Annotated in this window: 16 protein-coding genes and 1 tRNA gene; 11 read left to right on the forward strand and 6 right to left on the reverse strand. The window is 56.2% G+C overall.

What is annotated here, in order from left to right; genetic code table 11:
* Window positions 1-147: 147 nt before the first annotated feature.
* Both GOW56_RS14330 and GOW56_RS14335 read right to left on the reverse strand, forming a co-directional pair.
* On the reverse strand, window positions 148-1,485 hold the full coding sequence (locus GOW56_RS14330; protein ID WP_171206311.1) for a serine hydrolase: 1,338 nt from the start codon (window positions 1,483-1,485) through the stop codon (window positions 148-150).
* A gap of 127 nt (window positions 1,486-1,612) precedes the next feature.
* The gene (locus GOW56_RS14335; RefSeq protein WP_171206312.1) at window positions 1,613-2,536 is read right to left on the reverse strand and encodes a LysR family transcriptional regulator; all 924 of its coding nucleotides are present in this window, start codon (window positions 2,534-2,536) and stop codon (window positions 1,613-1,615) included.
* A gap of 122 nt (window positions 2,537-2,658) precedes the next feature.
* On the opposite strand from GOW56_RS14335, the gene GOW56_RS14340 reads away from it, so the two are divergent.
* Both GOW56_RS14340 and GOW56_RS14345 read left to right on the forward strand, forming a co-directional pair.
* A complete protein-coding gene (locus GOW56_RS14340) occupies window positions 2,659-3,672 on the forward strand; it encodes a D-cysteine desulfhydrase (RefSeq protein ID WP_171206313.1) in 1,014 nt (337 codons plus the stop codon).
* 6 nt (window positions 3,673-3,678) lie between these two features.
* Window positions 3,679-4,383, forward strand: coding sequence for an aspartate/glutamate racemase family protein (locus tag GOW56_RS14345; RefSeq protein ID WP_171206428.1), 705 nt, complete (start codon window positions 3,679-3,681; stop codon window positions 4,381-4,383).
* A 50-nt stretch (window positions 4,384-4,433) separates the two neighbouring features.
* Here the strand turns inward: GOW56_RS14345 and GOW56_RS14350 are convergent, their stop codons facing one another.
* A complete protein-coding gene (locus GOW56_RS14350; protein ID WP_171206314.1) occupies window positions 4,434-5,318 on the reverse strand; it encodes a LysR family transcriptional regulator in 885 nt (294 codons plus the stop codon).
* A 268-nt stretch (window positions 5,319-5,586) separates the two neighbouring features.
* Between GOW56_RS14350 and GOW56_RS14355 the strand changes: the two genes are divergently transcribed.
* From GOW56_RS14355 to GOW56_RS14370, 4 genes are all read left to right on the forward strand, one after another.
* Complete coding sequence (locus GOW56_RS14355; protein ID WP_171206315.1) at window positions 5,587-6,552, forward strand: glycine betaine ABC transporter substrate-binding protein; 966 nt, start codon at window positions 5,587-5,589, stop codon at window positions 6,550-6,552.
* A gap of 67 nt (window positions 6,553-6,619) precedes the next feature.
* Window positions 6,620-7,675: a glycine betaine/L-proline ABC transporter ATP-binding protein gene (locus GOW56_RS14360; RefSeq protein WP_171172607.1), complete on the forward strand. Its 1,056-nt coding sequence runs from the start codon at window positions 6,620-6,622 to the stop codon at window positions 7,673-7,675.
* Entirely contained in the window at window positions 7,672-9,213 is a 1,542-nt protein-coding gene (locus GOW56_RS14365; RefSeq protein ID WP_171206316.1) for a proline/glycine betaine ABC transporter permease, read from the forward strand. Before GOW56_RS14360 ends, GOW56_RS14365 begins: the two co-directional genes overlap by 4 nt.
* Entirely contained in the window at window positions 9,210-9,929 is a 720-nt protein-coding gene (locus GOW56_RS14370; protein WP_171206317.1) for an alpha/beta fold hydrolase, read from the forward strand. Before GOW56_RS14365 ends, GOW56_RS14370 begins: the two co-directional genes overlap by 4 nt.
* Window positions 9,930-10,197: 268 nt before the next feature.
* Here GOW56_RS14370 and GOW56_RS14375 read toward each other — a convergent pair whose 3' ends face one another.
* Window positions 10,198-11,103 (reverse strand): hypothetical protein, encoded by a 906-nt coding sequence (locus tag GOW56_RS14375; RefSeq protein WP_171206318.1) that lies wholly within the window; start codon window positions 11,101-11,103, stop codon window positions 10,198-10,200.
* Window positions 11,104-11,249: 146 nt separating this feature from the next.
* Between GOW56_RS14375 and GOW56_RS14380 the strand changes: the two genes are divergently transcribed.
* The 5 genes from GOW56_RS14380 (at window position 11,250) to GOW56_RS14405 (ending at window position 14,935) form a co-directional block, all read left to right on the forward strand.
* Window positions 11,250-11,325, forward strand: a tRNA-Thr gene (locus tag GOW56_RS14380).
* Between the two features lie 61 nt (window positions 11,326-11,386).
* On the forward strand, window positions 11,387-12,076 hold the full coding sequence (locus GOW56_RS21850; RefSeq protein ID WP_254447232.1) for a DUF6538 domain-containing protein: 690 nt from the start codon (window positions 11,387-11,389) through the stop codon (window positions 12,074-12,076).
* Window positions 12,073-12,588 (forward strand): DsbA family oxidoreductase, encoded by a 516-nt coding sequence (locus GOW56_RS14395; RefSeq protein ID WP_254447233.1) that lies wholly within the window; start codon window positions 12,073-12,075, stop codon window positions 12,586-12,588. The genes GOW56_RS21850 and GOW56_RS14395 overlap by 4 nt, the downstream gene beginning before the upstream one ends.
* A 198-nt stretch (window positions 12,589-12,786) precedes the next feature.
* Window positions 12,787-13,977 carry a low temperature requirement protein A gene (locus tag GOW56_RS14400; protein WP_171206319.1) on the forward strand — a complete coding sequence of 397 codons (1,191 nt, stop codon included), beginning with the start codon at window positions 12,787-12,789 and terminating at the stop codon, window positions 13,975-13,977.
* Window positions 13,970-14,935 (forward strand): ion transporter, encoded by a 966-nt coding sequence (locus GOW56_RS14405; protein WP_171206320.1) that lies wholly within the window; start codon window positions 13,970-13,972, stop codon window positions 14,933-14,935. The genes GOW56_RS14400 and GOW56_RS14405 overlap by 8 nt, the downstream gene beginning before the upstream one ends.
* Before the next feature lie 787 nt (window positions 14,936-15,722).
* Here GOW56_RS14405 and GOW56_RS14410 read toward each other — a convergent pair.
* Together GOW56_RS14410 and GOW56_RS14415 are read right to left on the reverse strand one after the other, a co-directional pair.
* Complete coding sequence (locus tag GOW56_RS14410; RefSeq protein WP_171206321.1) at window positions 15,723-16,259, reverse strand: hypothetical protein; 537 nt, start codon at window positions 16,257-16,259, stop codon at window positions 15,723-15,725.
* Window positions 16,243-17,013 (reverse strand): hypothetical protein, encoded by a 771-nt coding sequence (locus GOW56_RS14415; protein WP_171206322.1) that lies wholly within the window; start codon window positions 17,011-17,013, stop codon window positions 16,243-16,245. Before GOW56_RS14415 ends, GOW56_RS14410 begins: the two co-directional genes overlap by 17 nt.
* Between the last annotated feature and the right edge of the window lie 52 nt (window positions 17,014-17,065).

Consider the following 17,065-nt stretch of genomic DNA (forward strand, 5'->3'; position numbering starts at 1 on the left):
TGTGAAAGCCCGGCACCTTGAATTTGTATGCGGCGGTATACCAAACTGTGCCGGCGTGCAAGATACCGATCTGCGACCCAGTGTCCTGCCCTACGGGCGATGCCCGCCGCAATGTCGGGCGGTGCGTCGATGGGAATGTTCGATCCCCTACCCCCCGAAAGCCGCAATAAGCGCTTTCGCCAAGGGCAAAGAAGAATAGCCCACCCGTGAAGGTGTAAGCCCCATCCGCACGACGACCATGTCACGCGACGGGAAAATTCCGATGGACTGACCGTCATGCCCTTGCAACCAAACCGCGTCTTCAAACGGTGGCAGGTCGCCCGGCGATTTCAACCAAAGATGACCTTTGGCATATTCCCCACCAGACGCCGCAACGGGTTCGAACATCCAGTCCACAAAACCTGTGGGCAAAATCTGTGCGCCGTCCCAAACCCCTTTTTGCAGCAGAAACTGGCCATACTTCGCCCAGTCTCGGGCCGTGGCGTACATATAGCTGGATCCGATGAATGTATCGGCGACATCTGTCTCGATGATCGCCGAAGCCATGCCAAGCGGTTCAAAAAGCGCATCCCGAGGATAGCTGAAACCGCCATCGGCCAGCTTGTCCTGCCACACCCGGGACAACACGGTGGACGTGCCGGAGGAATAGTTGAAGTCGGTTCCAATGCCGGCTTCCAGTGCACGGTCGGCAGCGAAAACGGCCATGTCATTGCTGAGATACAGCATCCTGGTCACGTCTGACACGTCTCCGTATTCTTCATTCCATTGCAGACCGCTTGTCATCGCCAGCATGTCCGCAACAGTAATGTCTCGCCTTGCGTCTTCTGCCCATTCGGGAAAGCTGTCGACAAGGGTGTCCGATACATTCATCTGACCCGCGTTGATCAACGTTCCGATCAGCCCGGCCGTGACCGTCTTGGTCATGGACCAGCCCAGCAACGGTGTGTCGGCGTCGAACCCTTCCGCATAGCGTTCGGCCACGATGCGCCCGCCTTGAACCACCACTACGGCGCGGTACCCTTCGCCAAGCAGCGTATCATCCGACAAGACGGCCTGAATTTTGGGATCTTGAGACTGCGCAACGTCGTTTCCTGTTGGCCAAAGACCTGCCGGCGCGGGCTTGGCGGCCTCAAGCCCTAGCGCACTCAGGGATGTAGCCTGCACGTTGGTGCAGCCAAGCCCCTGCCGGAACTGCGATGTGGCGGGCGCGAAGAACCGAAAGAGTCGCGCATGAACAGTCTGCGCCTCTCGATCGACCTCAATCGAAACATGTTTGAGCAGCGGATGCCCCGGGGCCTGCACATCCACCGCAAGGACCTCTTCCGGATCACGTCCGGCAATGAAAACATTCGAACAGACAATCTTGGCCGAGTAATTCGTGCCTACTTTCAACAAATCGGGCGGGGCGATCAGCAGATAACCAAGCAGCCCCACGATGCCAAGAACCACGACACCTATACCCGTTTTCAATACCTTCCCGAACATCCGCTGACCTGCCCTGTTGCTGTCATTTCAGCACAGGTTAGATACATCCAGCTCGGTTTTGCCACTATTCCGTTGCGTATTCTTCCGATGCTAATCGGCAGGCCCGGCACCTTTCTCGGTGAACGGCTCAGGTCGCCTCGTCGCTTTGATCCTGCGACAACCAAAAGCTTTGCGATTGCCCGGCAAGACGTTGCCAAATCTGTTCACTGAACTCTGGCTTCGCTTCGGCCAAACGGACCATTCTTATTGTCAGCGCCTGCGCAGGCAGGGCGTCTTCAACGCTTACAAGCTGTCCCTGAGCAAGCGGCGTGGCGACCAAAGAATAGGGCAACCAGGCAACGCCGATTTCCTTCACGGCACAATGCAGCATCGCCAGCGTCAGGGCCGTCTCGGCCTTGGCCACGAGTCTGGTTTCGTCGGGCAACCGCAGTGCAATCAACTGGGAAAACACTTGCCCAAGAAAAACATCAGGCGGGTAGACAATCGCAGGAATGGTCTTGCCATCCAATTCCCCGCGCATTGCCGGTGCGCATACCGGGATCAATGTGTCGGCACCAAGCGTCTTTGCCTCAAACGCACTTTCGAGGTTCTGCACAACGCCGCCCGATGCAGCGTACATGATCGCGAAATCAACTTCTTTCGAGATCAGTTGCAACAGGCATTCGTCCTGGTTCCCCGATCGCACCTGAACCGAGATATCGCTGTTTTCGGTCAACATCCGGACCACCTTCGGCGAGACGGTTGTCGTCAGCGCATGCTGGCACACGAGCGACAAAGACTGGCTGGCCTGATCGCTCTCTGTTTTCAAACTGTGACGCAGTTTGTGCAGACGCGCGCTCAGTTCGCGCAGTTCAGGTTCCAACGCCTGAACGCCCGGCATCAGGGATACGGGTTTGCGGCGACGATCAAACAGGGTCGCACCGATACTGCCTTCGATGAGCCGCACCCGACGGGTGAAGGCAGATTGGGTCAGCAGCCGTTTTTCCGCGGCGCGCGTCAGCGATCCGCTGTCCAGCACGGCCAATATGTCGTCGATCCATTCCAAACGCATGTGAACCAGATAGCCCAGACCTTACTAATATGCAATTTTTGCAACATACTTACTGAATTTCGAATTAGCAGAGCGGCAACACACAGCGTAAATTGACGAAAATCAATATTAGGAATTGTGACATGCATCTTGCGCGCTTTCCCCGCCTTCACCTCGCCCATCTTCCGACACCGCTTGAACCGATGAAGCGGCTTTCCAAAGAACTGGGGGTGGAAATCTGGATCAAGCGCGACGATTGCACCGGCATGTCAACCGGCGGCAACAAGACCCGCAAGCTGGAATTTCTGATGGCCGAAGCAGAAGCGCAGGGCGCCGACATGGTGATGACGCAAGGTGCCACCCAAACCAACCACGGTCGACAAACCGCAGCGTTTGCCGCCAAGCTGGGCCTTGATTGCCATGTTCTTCTGGAAGATCGCACCGGCTATCAAGATGGCAACTACAATACAAACGGCAATGTCCTGCTGGACCACTTGCACGGCGCGACCACCCAGAAGTTTCCCGGGGGTCACGATATGCCGGGCGAAATGGAAAAGGCTGCCGCGAAGAAACGGGCAGAAGGCCGCAATGTCTATGTCATTCCCGGCGGCGGCTCGAACCCGACCGGGGCGCTGGGCTATGTAAACGCGGCCTTTGAACTGCTGGGGCAGGCCAATGACAGGGGATTGCGGATTGACCGTCTGGTACATGCAACCGGGTCATCCGGTACGCAGGCAGGTTTGGTGACAGGAATGTGCGCCATGAATGCGCAGGTGCCGGTGCTTGGCATCGGGACAAGGGCACCTCAGCCAAAGCAGGAACAGATGGTTTACGACCTCGCCTGCAAGACAGCCGAAAAACTGGGGTGCGCAGGCGTGGTAAAACGCGAAGATGTCATGGCCAATACCGACTATGTCGGTGAAGGCTATGGACTGCCCACTGAAAGCGGCATCGAAGCGATCCAGATGTTTGCTGAATTGGAAGGTATCCTTCTGGATCCCTGCTACTCGGCCAAGGGCGCTGCGGGCCTGATCGATCTGGCGCGCAAAGGCGAGTTCAAAGACCAGCGGGTCGTTTTCCTTCATACGGGCGGCGCCGCGGCTTTGGCGGGGTATGACTTTGCGTTCGATCACAAAAACCGCTGGGTGAATATCTGAGCAATGATGCTGCGCCCCATCGGCATTCTTGGCGGCATGGGCCCCGAGGCAACGATCCTCCTCCAGCGCAAGCTGGTGGAGGCTGTACCGGTGCGCGATGATCGGGACCACATTCCGCTTCTGATCGACATGAACACACAGGTGCCATCGCGGATCGCGCATCTGATCGAAGGGTCGGGCGAAGATCCGGGGCCGACACTGGCGACGATGGCGCGACGTCTTCAGGATGCCGGCGCCGTGGCGCTGGCAATGCCCTGCAACACGGCGCATCACTATGCCAAGGCGATCACCGATGCCGTGACCGTTCCGCTGTTGAATATGGTTGATCTGGCTGCGGATCACGCCGCCGGGACACTCGGGAAGGGTGGGTGCGTTGGTGTGCTCGCGTCTCCGGCGGTGCGCCGTACTTGTCTTTTCGAAACAGCCCTGCAAGCGCGCGGGCTGTCGACCGTTTGGTCCACGGATGACGACGCGATGCTGGCCGCGATCCGCGCGATCAAGGTCGATGGCCAAAGCGACAAGGCGCGCGAAACGCTGCGCGCGTCTTCAAAGGCACTGGTCGAGGCGGGGGCAGACTTGCAGTTTGTCGCTTGCTCCGAGTTTTCCCTCATTGCCGACAGCGTCGCGGACGACGCCAATGCAGTGGACACGGTCGATCTGCTGGTCCGCGCGATCGTCAGTTTTTCTCAGACGGGCTGCAATGCGAGTTAGCGTAGGGCTTTTTCAACGGCAGTCGCTGGGCCCATAATGGTTTTGTCCGGTCACAACCGCTGCCAAAGCTGGTACGCGATCTGATCCAAGCTGGCCGGATTGGAAAAGGCTGAAATCGTCAATGTCGCGCACCATGCATCATCACCGACCGGCACCAGCAACCCCTGATCCAGCTCCGCCGAGATCGACGTTTCGGGCATCCAGGCAAATCCGCTGCCAGTCATCAATCTTCGCTTGATCGTCTCGACCAGGCTATCGACATATATCGTTTCGGTATTCTGGGGTTTCCGGTCAACGGTGTTTTCAACGACCATGCCCAAGAAGGACGATCGGTCATAGGCCAGATAGGGGATCGGTGGGCCATCCTGCCGGGACAAATCCCAACCCAGTGCCCGCACCGGCTGAGTGGCAGCCACCGGGATCAGACGGTCCTTCAACAGATCCTTTCGCTCGAACGCGGTTTCGTCGATCATGGGCGAGACAGTATGGTGATAGTAGCACAGCAGGATATCCACCGCGCCTTCGACCAAAAGATCACAGCAGGTGCTCAGAGAATCGGACAGGACCCGCGTGCGCAAATCGGGGATCTGCTTTTGCAACTCTTCTATGCGGGTTGCCAAAAAATTAACCGCTATGGTGTGCAGAACCGAAAACCGGATGAACCGACTGTCGCCCCGGTCGGCGTCCCGCAGGGATTGGCGGGATTCAGACAGCTGTGAAATTGCCGCCTGGGCAACAGGCAGGAATTGTTTGCCGGCCTCGGTCAATTGAACCGGATAGGTTGCCCGATTGACCAAAGGCAACCCCACCCAGCTTTCCAAGGCTTTGATTCTGCGGCTGAATGCGGATTGCGTGATGTTGCGTTCATCAGACGCACGGGTGAAGTTCAAGGTCCGAGCGAGGCATTCAAAATCGCGTAGCCAATTCAAATCCAATGCGTATCCCCGCTTGTGAAAGAGCATCTTCAGCAACGATACAGAAAACTATGCAGAAACAGAATAGTTTGATGAAATGTTCGAATTGGCTCTCGGAAAAGCTCCTGTTCTAGACTTCCGGGCAGGGTCTGGCGGTTGGTCTTGTTTCAGCCTTCCGTCCGAATGTGTCGCCAAAGGCATGTTGGCGCGCCCCTATTGCGCGATAGGAAAATCGAACGACGGAAAAAACGACGCCGAACCACGGTGCATTTCAACAGAGGAGAAGACCATGAGAACCAATCTGAAAAAGCTGGGGATGGCTGCTGCGCTCAGCGTCTGCGCTGTGCCGGCATTCGCAGCCGAAGAAGTGAAAATCGGCGTGCCATCCTGGACCGGAGCACAGGCGATTGCCCATGTGCTTGGCGCGGTCGTGGAAATGCGCATCGGGGGCAAAGTGGAATATGTGCCCGGCAACAACGCCACGATCTTTCAGGCGATGGATCAGGGCAAGGGCGACATCGACGTTCATCCCGACGTTTGGCTGCCCAACCAGGAAAGCTTCACCAAGAAATATGTGGACGAAGCGGGCACCGTCACCCTGTCATCGAACCCCTACGAGGGCAATCAGGGTTTCTGCGTCAGCAAAGACTTTGGTGAAGCCAACAACATCACCGACATCGCCGATCTGGGCCGCCCGGATGTGGCCGCATTGATGGACAGTGACGGCAATGGCAAAGGTGAAATGTGGATTGGCGCGCCGGGTTGGGCTTCGGCCAACGTGAACGAAGTCAAAACCCGCGACTATGGTTTACTTGATTTCATTGAGCCGATACGTGCCGAGGAAAGCGTGAAAACCGCGCGGATCAAGGACAGCATCGCCAAGGGCGAAGGCTACGCCTTTTATTGCTACAAGCCGCATGCCGTCTGGTACATGTTCGACGTCCAGATGTTGACCGAGCCACAATTCGACCCGGCAAAATACGTGATGGTCCAACCGTCTGATGACCCGGACTGGTACAACAAATCCAATGTTGCGACCAAGGACGCCCTCAAGAACGTGCAGATTGCGTGGTCCAACACGCTGCCAGAGCGTTCTCCGGCGATTGCCGATTTCTTGGCGAATTTCGCATTGACGGCGGATGATGTCAGCGAGTTCGCCTATGAGATCAGCGGCAAGGGCCGTGATCCGGCAGAGGTTGCACGCGAGTGGGTCGAGGCGAACCCTGATCGTGTCGACGCTTGGCTGGGCCTCTGATCGAGCTTCCAGAAACAGGGTGGCGGCATCTGTTGGCGCCACCCAAAAGCAGACCTCTGGGGGACTTATGAGCGACGATACCATTATTGAAATCTCGAATGTCTGGAAGATTTTCGGGGGCAGGCCCGATGTGGCGCTGCAGGCAATCCGCGACCGTGGATTGGACAAGGCCCAGGTGCTGGCGGAATACAACTGTGTTGTCGGCGTCGCGGATGTCAGTCTTTCGGTCAACCGGGGCGAGATATTCTGCATCATGGGCCTGTCAGGCAGCGGGAAGTCCACTCTGGTCCGCCATTTCAACCGGCTGTTGGAGCCTACCGCGGGCAAGATCGAAATCGAGGGCACTGACGTGATGGCTCTGGGTCCGAAAGAGCTTCAGCAGTTTCGCAACAACAAGATCGGTATGGTTTTTCAGAACTTTGCGCTGATGCCGCATCGGTCTGTGCTGGACAATGTCGCAATGCCGCTGGAGATCCGGCAGGTCAGCAAGAATGAACGCATGCGTCAGGCCGCTGCTATTCTGGATATCGTCGAACTCGGAGCCTGGGGATCGAAATTCGCACACGAGCTGTCCGGGGGTATGCAGCAACGTGTGGGCCTTGCCCGGGCACTGGCAGCGAACCCGGATGTGTTGTTGATGGACGAACCGTTCTCGGCTTTGGACCCGTTGATCCGGCGGCAATTGCAGGATGAGTTCATTCGACTGAGCAAAATCCTGAAAAAGACGACGATCTTCATCACCCATGATTTGGATGAAGCCGTCCGCATCGGGAACCGGATCGCGATCATGCGCGACGGCAAGGTGGTGCAGATCGGAACGGCCGAAGACATCGTCATGAACCCCGCCGATGACTATGTCGCCGATTTCGTGGCGGGTATCTCAAGGCTCAAGGTGGTGCGTGCCCACGCGGTCATGCGGCCCATACCGGAACATGTCGCGACCCATGGTCCTCTGCCCTCGGACGCCCCGCGTGTGAATGAAGGCGAAAACCTGAGCACGCTGATCAATCTGGCAATCGACACCGACAGCGCGATCCTTGTGGAGGACGGCGGCGTGGATGTTGGCGTCATAACCCGTGCCGATCTGTTGCGCACCGTGATCGAAGGAACCGAAGTGTCATGAGTTCTTCAGATGTGAACCCGCTGGAAGATACCGAGAACGAGGCCGCTTTGGCATATGCCGAAGAGCGGCGCGAAAACATCCGTGCCTTCGTTCGCACCAGCCCCGACTATTACATCCGCAACTTCGACAAGATCGGCGCTTCGTCCCGATTTACGCCGACTTTCAATCTGATGGCCGGGTTGTTTGGCCCGGTCTGGTTCGGTGCACGGGGGTTGTGGTCATGGGCGCTGCCATTTTTGATCCTCGAAACAATAGCCTATGTGCAGATCGCGCGCGGGATGTTCGGCGACTTGGCGGCCGAGGCAATGGAACGCATCGCGTCAATTGAAGGGACGCTTGAGCTGCGCCGACAGCAGTTGGCCGCTGCCATCGAAAACAACTCGGACAAGATCGACGTCTATCAGCGGACGGTGGACTCGCTCGAGGAAAACATAGGCGGCATCCGCGCCGAAGCCGAAGCAATGGCCGCTGAAGGGCCTTACATCGTTCTGACCGGCCTGATCATTCTGATCATCGTCAAGCTTGTTCAGTCACAGGTGGCAAACTGGGCGCTCGAGGCGCGTTTCTCGGAATGGCTGTCAGATCGTTCAATCCGATCTGCAATGCCGGTATCGCAGATCGTGTTCAGCGCGATCTTCATGGCGCTGATCGTTGCTGCGGCGATGATGCATTACAGCTTTCCGGGGCGTTTCTCGTTGCTCAGCCATTTCCCGACAGACCCCAATATCCGCCTGACCAGCATCACCTGGGTGGAAGACTTCATCGCCTGGTGCGTGCGCAACAGCGAAGCGTTCTTTGACGGGCTGACATTCGGTATCCGTACCCTGCTGGACGCGCTTGAGGTCATCTTGGTGCAGACGCCATGGATCGTGATCGCCAGTCTCATCATTCTGCTGACATGGCTGACTGCGGGCGTCAGCACGGCAATCTATTCGGGCGCGTTTCTGGCCTATATGGGGCTGTTGGGCTTTTGGGAGGGCGCAATGACCACGCTGGCCTTGTTGGGGACAGCGGCGTGCCTGTCGATTGTCATCGGAATTCCACTGGGCATGTTCGCGGCGCGTCGCCCTCGGTTCTACGCTTTCATCCAGCCGATCATGGATTTCATGCAAACCATGCCCGCCTTTGTTTTCATGGTCCCCGTGATCGCGTTTTTTGGTGTCGGCAAGCCGGCGGCAGTCGTGGTCACGATGATTTTCGGTGGTACGCCCGTGGTGCGCCTGACCGTTCTCGGCTTGCGTGGCGTGCCCGAAAGCGTGCGCGAGGCGGCGATCAGTTTCGGCGCCAACAAATGGTACCTGCTCACCAAAGTCGACTTGCCGCTGGCAAGCCCGTCGATCCGGGCGGGGATCAATCAGACAATCATGTTGTCACTGGCAATGGTTGTTGTTGCGTCTCTGATCGGTGCCAAGGGGCTGGGCGAGGATGTTCTTGAAGCGTTGCAATACGCGAATGTGGGCCAGGGTATTCTTGCAGGGTTCTCAATCCTGTTCTGTGCCATGATCCTCGATCGGATTGTGCAGGGCGGCCGGAAATGACACCCATCGTGTTTGTTCACGGGTTCCTGGGCGGCAGTCGGCAATGGCAGCGGCAGGTCGAGGCTTTGCAAGGTTACGATGTCATCACGCTGGATCTGCCGGGTTTTGGCGAAAATGCGCAACGTGACGCGTTTTGCAGCATCTCGGGATTCGCGGACTGGGCGCTGAATGAGCTGAAGGCGCGCGACATCGAGACATTCCACCTGGTTGGTCACTCGATGGGTGGAATGGTCGCGCAGGAAATGGTTGCCCGTGCGCCCGAGCGTGTTGACCGTTTGGTTCTTTATGGCACCGGGTCCGTAGGTGTGCTGCCCGGGCGGTTTGAGACCATCGACACCTCGAAAACCCGTGCCTGTGCAGACGGGCCGAAAGTGACGGCGCGGCGGATTGCGGCAACCTGGTTTCTCGAACGCGAAAAAGCCTTGGAATATGAACTTTGCGCCACGATAGCCCAGAAAAGCAACCTGAAGGCCATGCTGTCAGGTTTGGATGCGATGCATTCCTGGAGCGGCGCTGAAAACCTGCCGGCAATCAGGACGAAGACGCTGATTGTCTGGGGGGATCGTGATCGCACCTACCCATGGAGTCAGACGGAACAGCTGTGGCAATCCATCCCGAATGCAAACCTAGCGGTGATACCCAACTCTGCACATGCGACGCATCTGGAAAAAGCTGAACTGTTCAACGGGATATTGCGAGATTACTTAGTTGCCTGATGAATTGTGCCAAACAAATGAACCGGTCAGTTGAAGCCATTCTGCGGAAAACCGGATGATCAATTTGGTCGAACGCCATGGTCCGTCATATTAATCCGTTGATCGGCAGGGTTTCCGTGTCAACACGTCGCCGCAAGACCACCAGTTCGTGGCCTGATGTTCAGCAGGGCCCCAAATACCCATGCGTTCCTGCCATCACGCTGGATTCGCGAAAAAAGCTACCTTCGCACCATCTGTGCACCCAATCCAACGGCACTGCGCAAACCAATCAGATTTGCAGAACATGAACGTTCGGCATGGACCGGATCGTGGCCAGATCCTGCTCGTAAAGCTCTGTGAACGCTTCAACTATGTCGGAATTCCAGCCCGGTAAATCGAGCTCTTCTTCGATTTGCTCCGGCCGGGCGTATTCGTCCAGAATATTCGCCATCTCTTCACGTCGGCGGCCGTGATCGATGGCGTCCCCTTTTCTCACGATGTCCAATACATGACGTTGTCCGGCTTCTGTCAAAAGGGAGGACAGGAATGCAAACTCTTCATGAAGCACAGCCTCGTCAGGCAGTCCCGCTATGGCGCGGATGATATCGCCCCAGATAAGCGGGGAATTCTCGTGTTCCCACAAGGTGAGCTGAACCTGAGGCGCAAGATCCCGCAGGTCTTCGATCATGCCAAGCCAGCTGAGGCAGCTTAAATCGGTGCTGGCCAGAATGTCCCGCCGATGGTCTTCATGGATCGAGGCCAGAATCTTTGGGATAAAAACCCCGGGGTTCACCAGCCCTGCAAACACTTGAACCTGCACGCCGTCCAGCAGAGTGTCCGTATGGGCTGTTCTATTCCCCGCAAACGGATAGATCTGGCCGTCTTGCAGCGCGGTGCGCCTGGGGCCAAAGAACTTGTCACTCGACACAACCACGCGGTCCAGATTCTGGTTTCCGGCCACAAGCTCGGACAATCTGTTCCGTGCGTCTGCATCAGATACACCCTGCAGAATCGAGTCAGACATCACTTTGACGAATAGCCGGGACCGACGCGGCCCCAGAACCGCAGTTCGGTATTTGGCAAGTACGCTCCTGTTCGCGCCAAGCGAGGACATCACCAGCCCTTCATCCGAAAAGGCAACACCGGCGTGTATGGCAACCTGCATTTTTTCCTTTACCCCTTGGCTTTTCTGCATAGCCGCGTCCGTTACCACTCGCGAGATATTTGCAACGGATGAATTCAGCGTTTTTTTGCACGTTCTCAGGAAATCGGGCAATGTCTAAGTTTGGGCTAAAATTCAGGCTTGCAGTCTACTGCCAGAGGAAGTAATCGACAGCCAGTGCCCCTATAGCTCAGCTGGTAGAGCAACTGATTTGTAATCAGTAGGTCCGCGGTTCGAGTCCGTGTGGGGGCACCATCTCCTCAGCTAACACATTGTTATCGCTTCAGCTTTTAGCCACTGCTAGGAGCCGTAGACCATGTCGGAGACCATTTCGCGCCCATTCACCTTCATCAAAGATGGTGTTTTCTACTTCAGCCGCCGTATCCCGAAAGAGTTGAGAAACCACTACACGTCGCCTCGGATCACGTATTCGCTACGGACAAAATCGCCCAAGATCGCTGAAGCAAGAGCCAGAAGAGCAGCCGATCAGCTGGACGAGTACTGGTATCACCTGCGTTGTCGTGATGCAAAGCTACCAGAAAGCTCATTTACCAAAGTGGGGATGAACAATGGTCTACCGGAAGCCGAGTTACCCGAGACTTTTGATGGCGATCAGTTCCGGGTCTTGCTAGCCGCTGAGAAGTATCAGACAGGTTTCGACCAGCCCCTGCTGCAAACCATGTATGTCGTGAAACGGTTGGCAGGAGTTCAGGCTGTTCAGACCCTCTCCAGGCAAAACCGCATGGCACCGGGTAAGTCACGAACCTTTGTCCTCGATTTCGCCAATGAAGAGGAAGACATCTTCAACGCGTTCAAGCCCTACTATGAGGACACACCGGTCGGGGATAACGCGGACCCACAGAGGCTCAACGAGTTGCAGCACCGTCTGTTGGAATGGGCGGTCTTCACACGTGAGGATGTGAGTGCTTTTTCATCTGTTTGTTACGGGAAGCCGCGCGCGATACTCAGACCGAACTGGATATCCATTGGCATCCATTCGAGTTGATTCCGCAGATGGCCGAGGGTGGTGAGAACCTGCGCGAACACTTGGCATCGAAATACGGGACGACGTTGGAAGGGTCGATCAAGGCACGAGCCCGCCTGACCGAGATGGGCGCGGCACTGGGGTTCACGTTCAATTACGCCGATGACATGCGGATGTATAACACCTTCCGTGCGCATCAATTGATTGACTGGGCCGCCGAGCAAGGCAAAGGCCATGAAATGAAGCAGGCCCTTTTTTCGGCGTTCTTTACACGCCGCGAAAACGTCTCGGACATACAGGTTCTGGCCGATGCGGCTGCTGGCATCGGGCTGAACCGCGCGGATGCGTTGGACATGTTGCAAAGCCAAGATCGGGCCAATCACGTGCGCCAGAAAGAGCAATTCTGGATCAGCCGAGGAGTTCAGGGTGTGCCCGCAATGGTGTTCGGCAAACGTCACCTTGTGACCGGCGCGCAGGGCGAGGAAAACTACGCACGCATCCTGCTGCATCTACGAGACGACAGGGCCGCGTGACATCCGTGGATACCGGGCACTGCCAGCGCAATAAACCCACGATCGAACAGGTATTGCCTGGCATGCCATCGCTGAACAACCATTGTGGGGGTTGCATGACGAAAGTCTCCGCGACAACCTTCATCTTATAGTGAAACTCAATCTGGGTGGCCGCTTGTCGGCCACCACAGCCTTTCAACCCTGAAGAGTTCCCAATTTATGGCATTGCATGACCACCCCATGTGGCGAAAGCCCCAACATCACCAGGACCTTGACCATGCACATGATCATGTCCACTGGGCCGAGCTGTTCTACGACCTGATCCATGTCGTGACGATCTTTCTGCTGGGCAATTACTTGTCGCATCATCTCGATCTGCATGGGTTTCTTGTGTTCGCTGGTATCTTCATCACGCTCTGGTACGCGTGGGGCGAACTCAGCATATTCAACTCGATCTTCGTCAGCACCGATTTCTGGCACCGGCTGATTATGGCCGTGATGATCTGCACGGTGATGTTCATGGCAGCGGCGATCCCGGCTATTGACGGCAAGGGTTGGGTTTTCTTCGCGTTAGGATTTGCAGCGAACAGGGCCATGCTCGCGGCGCTGTACTATCGCGCCCGGCGGGCCAATTCATCTGGCGAGTCCATGTCGACGGCCCAGATCCGGAATTTTTCGGTTTTTGCGGTGATCTTTGCCATCACGGCATTTCTGCCAACACCCTTGGCCTATTGGGTGTTTGCTGCCGCAATGGTGGCCACGCAGGCGATGTACATGATCCCAGGCCTCACTGTATTGCGCTTCGAACGTTTCGTCCCGCGCCTTGGCCATATGGCGGAACGGTTTGCTCTGCTGACACTGATCGTTCTGGGCGAAGGGTTCTTCAAACTCGTCGTAACTTTGTCCGAGAAAGGCATCTACAAAGTCTCACTTGATGTGCTTGTTAATTTCGTCATCGGTGGCGTTTCGATGTTCGTCATGTGCTGGATTTATTTTGACTTTGTCGGCAACGCCAAGCCCAACGACAAGAAGGTGTCGACATTGGTCATCTGGTGGCTTGCGCATCTGATCTTGATGTTATGCGGCGTCATGGTAGGCGTGGCCTTAGCTGCCGAGGTCAAAGTCGGTTTTTGGGAGCCATACCCGACCGAATATGCCGCCATTGGCTGTTTCGGCCTTGCAGGATATATCGCCATGCTTTGGGTGCTCCAGAACGTTATTGAACACCGTCTTGCATCGGACTTTGGGCGCTGGGATGTGCGGGTATTTGGGATCGTTCTGGCTATTGCCTGTTTCTTTATCGTCCCCCATGTTCCCTCGTTGGTTGGCAATCTGATCTGGGGCACAGCCTTGCTATCGCAAATCGCGATCCCCCTGACGCGCGCCTGGACGCAATTTCGGCATGAGTGAGGCAGTTACAAATTCGGGCTATCTAAAAAGGAAAGTCTATTGGTGGCTCGAGCGCCCGGACAGGGCGGCCACCGGTCCATGGTTGCTTGAAATAGCTCTAATTGCCCTCATCACACTGAACGTGGCCGCCGTTATCCTGGAGACGGTCGACTCCATATATACCCGTTGGGGCCTGGCGCTGAACCTCTTTGAGGGTTTTTCTCTATTCGTATTCGTGGTCGAATACGCGGCAAGGCTGTGGGTCGCCACCGAAAATCCAAGTTACAAAACGCGCGCTGCCTGGGCCGTCTCCCCGATCGCCATCATCGATTTATTAGCGATTTTACCTGCGCTGCTCTATTTGATCTTCCCGGTTGATCTGCGTCTGTTGCGGACCTTCCGCATGTTGCGGCTCCTCAAACTCACGCGGTACTCGCCTGCACTCGGAATGCTGCTCGCTGTGTTTGAGGAAGAGGCCGGCGCCTTTTTTGCAGGTTTTTTCATCCTGATGGTGATGCTGATCTTTGCTGCCAGCGGTGCCTGGCTGGCAGAGCACGAGGCGCAACCGGAGGCATTCGGATCGATCCCAGCGGCGATGTGGTGGGCGATGGCAACGCTTACGACCGTTGGTTATGGCGACGTGACGCCCGTGACAGTTGCCGGTAAGATCTTCGGCGCTGCGATTACGGTGATTGGCATTGGGATGGCCGCATTGCCCGCAGGGATCATTGCCAGCGGCCTGAACGACCAGTTGCACCGCCGACGGGCCAGCCTGGAACGTGAATTTCGAAAGGCCCTGGAAGACGGCGATATCTGCGACGCGGACGAAGCCGTTATTGAAGCCGTTCGCAAGCAATTGGGTCTCTCGCGTCGCGCTGCCGATCATATCCGAAACCGCGTGCATGCTGAGACCGTGTCACAGGCCGATCACTGCCCTACCTGCGGGCAAACTGTGCAAAAGGCCAAGCCCCAAGCGTGAGCAATTGGCCTGCCACGGATCAGGTGCCGAGCTCCCAACTGGATTACAGCAGATCTGTGAAAATGTGGGATTTCGAATAGAGTGTTTCGCGTGCTTGGGTGTTTCACCGCTGTCCTACGCGATCTGTGTTGTCGACGGCATCCACACAACTTGCTGTCGATTGCACGATGGAACAGAACAAACTTTCTTAGGTTTTTGCGAGTTCAAGCCGGGGGCGAATGACCCAAGCCTGCTTTGGCTGCAATAGCCGCTTCTGTACCAACAGCCGTCCCTTGTTCCAGGGGCGCGACGTGTTGCAAAAACGGGGACTTGGTTTTCGAACACTGTGATGCCTACATCCATTCCCGTCCTTCCCAAAATCGGCAAGTTGCCAATGGCTGTGGTCTGGTTGCTGCTCGCGTGCCTTCCCTTCGCACGAAGTCGCCCAAGCTCGCTGAAATGAAAGCCAGAAGAGCTGCCGATCAGCTCGATAAATACTGGTACCACCTGAGGTGTCGTGACGCAGAACTTGTGGGGAAGCACATGCTGAGGCTTCAAAATGCAGCGGGAGCCGACCACTCTGAACTGCCGCTGTTGCCTCCTCGTCATCTGTTCTTTTGTCTGAGGTCGTGGGGATTTACCTGCGGTTGAAGGGTATAGGCCGCCCTGTGACTTAAGAAAAACCGCAGAACCTAACCCATAAATCTGCGCGGTGTTTGGTCACAGCTTTCCCATAGATCTGCATGCTCCAGAGAACCCCAGGAACAAACAAGGTCCTCTGGCACAGTTGCTAAACACAAAAAACAGTTTACTCCCAGCTTCCAGCAGACGAGCGCCAAGTCTTGGCTTCGGCATCCCAAACACTGGCGCTGACGCATGGCGTCGGATTTATTCCCTCGCAATCGGATCCATGCACGTCCGCAAGGACAATACGTTGGCGCCCAAAATCAACGACCGTCCAGCCTTGGTTGAGCAAGGAATGCACCTCTTCGCTAACCCAAAAGTGCGACATGCATCCGCCGGTACCACAGTAAAGGGATGCGGCGCTCGAACACGCAAAACCAGACTCATTCAGAACCCAGTCGCGTTGTAGATCTCCGTCGAGATCGACCCTTTCAACCGCGCCCCAGGCTATGTCAAACTGACCGTCGTTGAACTCCGCGCAGGCTCGTGCCGCCAGATCAACCTTCGCCTGCAAACCGGGCGGAAGTTGCGATACATCAGCCGCGACAGCTGGTGAGGTCCAAACTAGTCCCGAAACAAGTACGATCCCGGAAACCAAATACTTCAGCTGGTGCTCTATTGGGGAAACTGATTGGAAGGCGGCGTCAATTGCATTGATCATATCTGAAGTCTCCGTATTCCAGCCAGTTTTCCGCGCCTTCGTTAAAAATCAGAAACTCGGACCTGTCTTCCCCAAGCAGGGCGACGACAAATCCGACCGGCGGCTTAGAGTTTCCAAAGTAACTATAGGCGGTCATGGCTCTGATCAACTCGCCATTGACCGATACTCGCGCGTCCCACTCCCCGTCCGGAGTGTCCAAAATTACCGGTTCGATCACGCGCTCTACCGCTCCGCCACCACAATAGGCGATGCCTTCGGGCGCTTCGTAGGAGGCCCCCTGACGAGCACCTGAATCGCAGGCGGAACGAAGGGACTGAATTGCCGCGCTGGAACCTTTCAAGTCAAAGATTCCATAGCTGATATCTTGATCAATCATGGACAGATTAACCGATGCATTGGCCGCAAGCTGGTCCAGTACAAAACCATAGTCCTCTTGACTATTGAAACTGACTTCGACGGGATAGTTGTCGACGATCTGCACGGCAGCGTTTTCTGCGCCAACCTGAAATGCCCCAACTTCGGTGGTGCCGTTCTTCAAAAATCGAATGGAAAGCCCCTGCTTCTGCACAATGTCCTGGCTGTCCTCATATCCAGCCGGAGCAAAGCGGATACGGTTACACTGAAGTTCCAGCGTCATGTTTCCGGTCTGAATAAATGCATTGGGACTAGGCCCGGAACTGAACGACCACTCCGCCGATGCTGTGGTTGCCATTGCCATCATCAGCGCTCCAACGGAAATCGGCTTGAAATTCATTCTTTCTCTCTCCACGGCGTTGCATTTGGCTCTTTCTTTCAGCAGAGCGTCG

It is taken from the genome of Ruegeria sp. HKCCA0235A, from assembly GCF_013033235.1.
GTDB lineage: Bacteria > Pseudomonadota > Alphaproteobacteria > Rhodobacterales > Rhodobacteraceae > Ruegeria.

What these genes read in the sequence shown, in the direction of transcription:
- GOW56_RS14360 (WP_171172607.1), top strand. Translation starts at nt 6,620, where the DNA reads ATGAGCGACGATACCATTATTGAAATCTCGAATGTCTGGAAGATTTTC.
- GOW56_RS14345 (WP_171206428.1), top strand. Translation starts at nt 3,679, where the DNA reads ATGCTGCGCCCCATCGGCATTCTTGGCGGCATGGGCCCCGAGGCAACG.
- GOW56_RS14400 (WP_171206319.1), top strand. Translation starts at nt 12,787, where the DNA reads ATGGCATTGCATGACCACCCCATGTGGCGAAAGCCCCAACATCACCAG.
- GOW56_RS21850 (WP_254447232.1), top strand. Translation starts at nt 11,387, where the DNA reads ATGTCGGAGACCATTTCGCGCCCATTCACCTTCATCAAAGATGGTGTT.
- GOW56_RS14355 (WP_171206315.1), top strand. Translation starts at nt 5,587, where the DNA reads ATGAGAACCAATCTGAAAAAGCTGGGGATGGCTGCTGCGCTCAGCGTC.
- GOW56_RS14415 (WP_171206322.1), bottom strand. Translation starts at nt 17,013, where the DNA reads ATGAATTTCAAGCCGATTTCCGTTGGAGCGCTGATGATGGCAATGGCA.
- GOW56_RS14410 (WP_171206321.1), bottom strand. Translation starts at nt 16,259, where the DNA reads ATGATCAATGCAATTGACGCCGCCTTCCAATCAGTTTCCCCAATAGAG.
- GOW56_RS14335 (WP_171206312.1), bottom strand. Translation starts at nt 2,536, where the DNA reads ATGCGTTTGGAATGGATCGACGACATATTGGCCGTGCTGGACAGCGGA.
- GOW56_RS14340 (WP_171206313.1), top strand. Translation starts at nt 2,659, where the DNA reads ATGCATCTTGCGCGCTTTCCCCGCCTTCACCTCGCCCATCTTCCGACA.
- GOW56_RS14375 (WP_171206318.1), bottom strand. Translation starts at nt 11,103, where the DNA reads ATGCAGAAAAGCCAAGGGGTAAAGGAAAAAATGCAGGTTGCCATACAC.
- GOW56_RS14365 (WP_171206316.1), top strand. Translation starts at nt 7,672, where the DNA reads ATGAGTTCTTCAGATGTGAACCCGCTGGAAGATACCGAGAACGAGGCC.
- GOW56_RS14370 (WP_171206317.1), top strand. Translation starts at nt 9,210, where the DNA reads ATGACACCCATCGTGTTTGTTCACGGGTTCCTGGGCGGCAGTCGGCAA.
- GOW56_RS14330 (WP_171206311.1), bottom strand. Translation starts at nt 1,485, where the DNA reads ATGTTCGGGAAGGTATTGAAAACGGGTATAGGTGTCGTGGTTCTTGGC.
- GOW56_RS14405 (WP_171206320.1), top strand. Translation starts at nt 13,970, where the DNA reads ATGAGTGAGGCAGTTACAAATTCGGGCTATCTAAAAAGGAAAGTCTAT.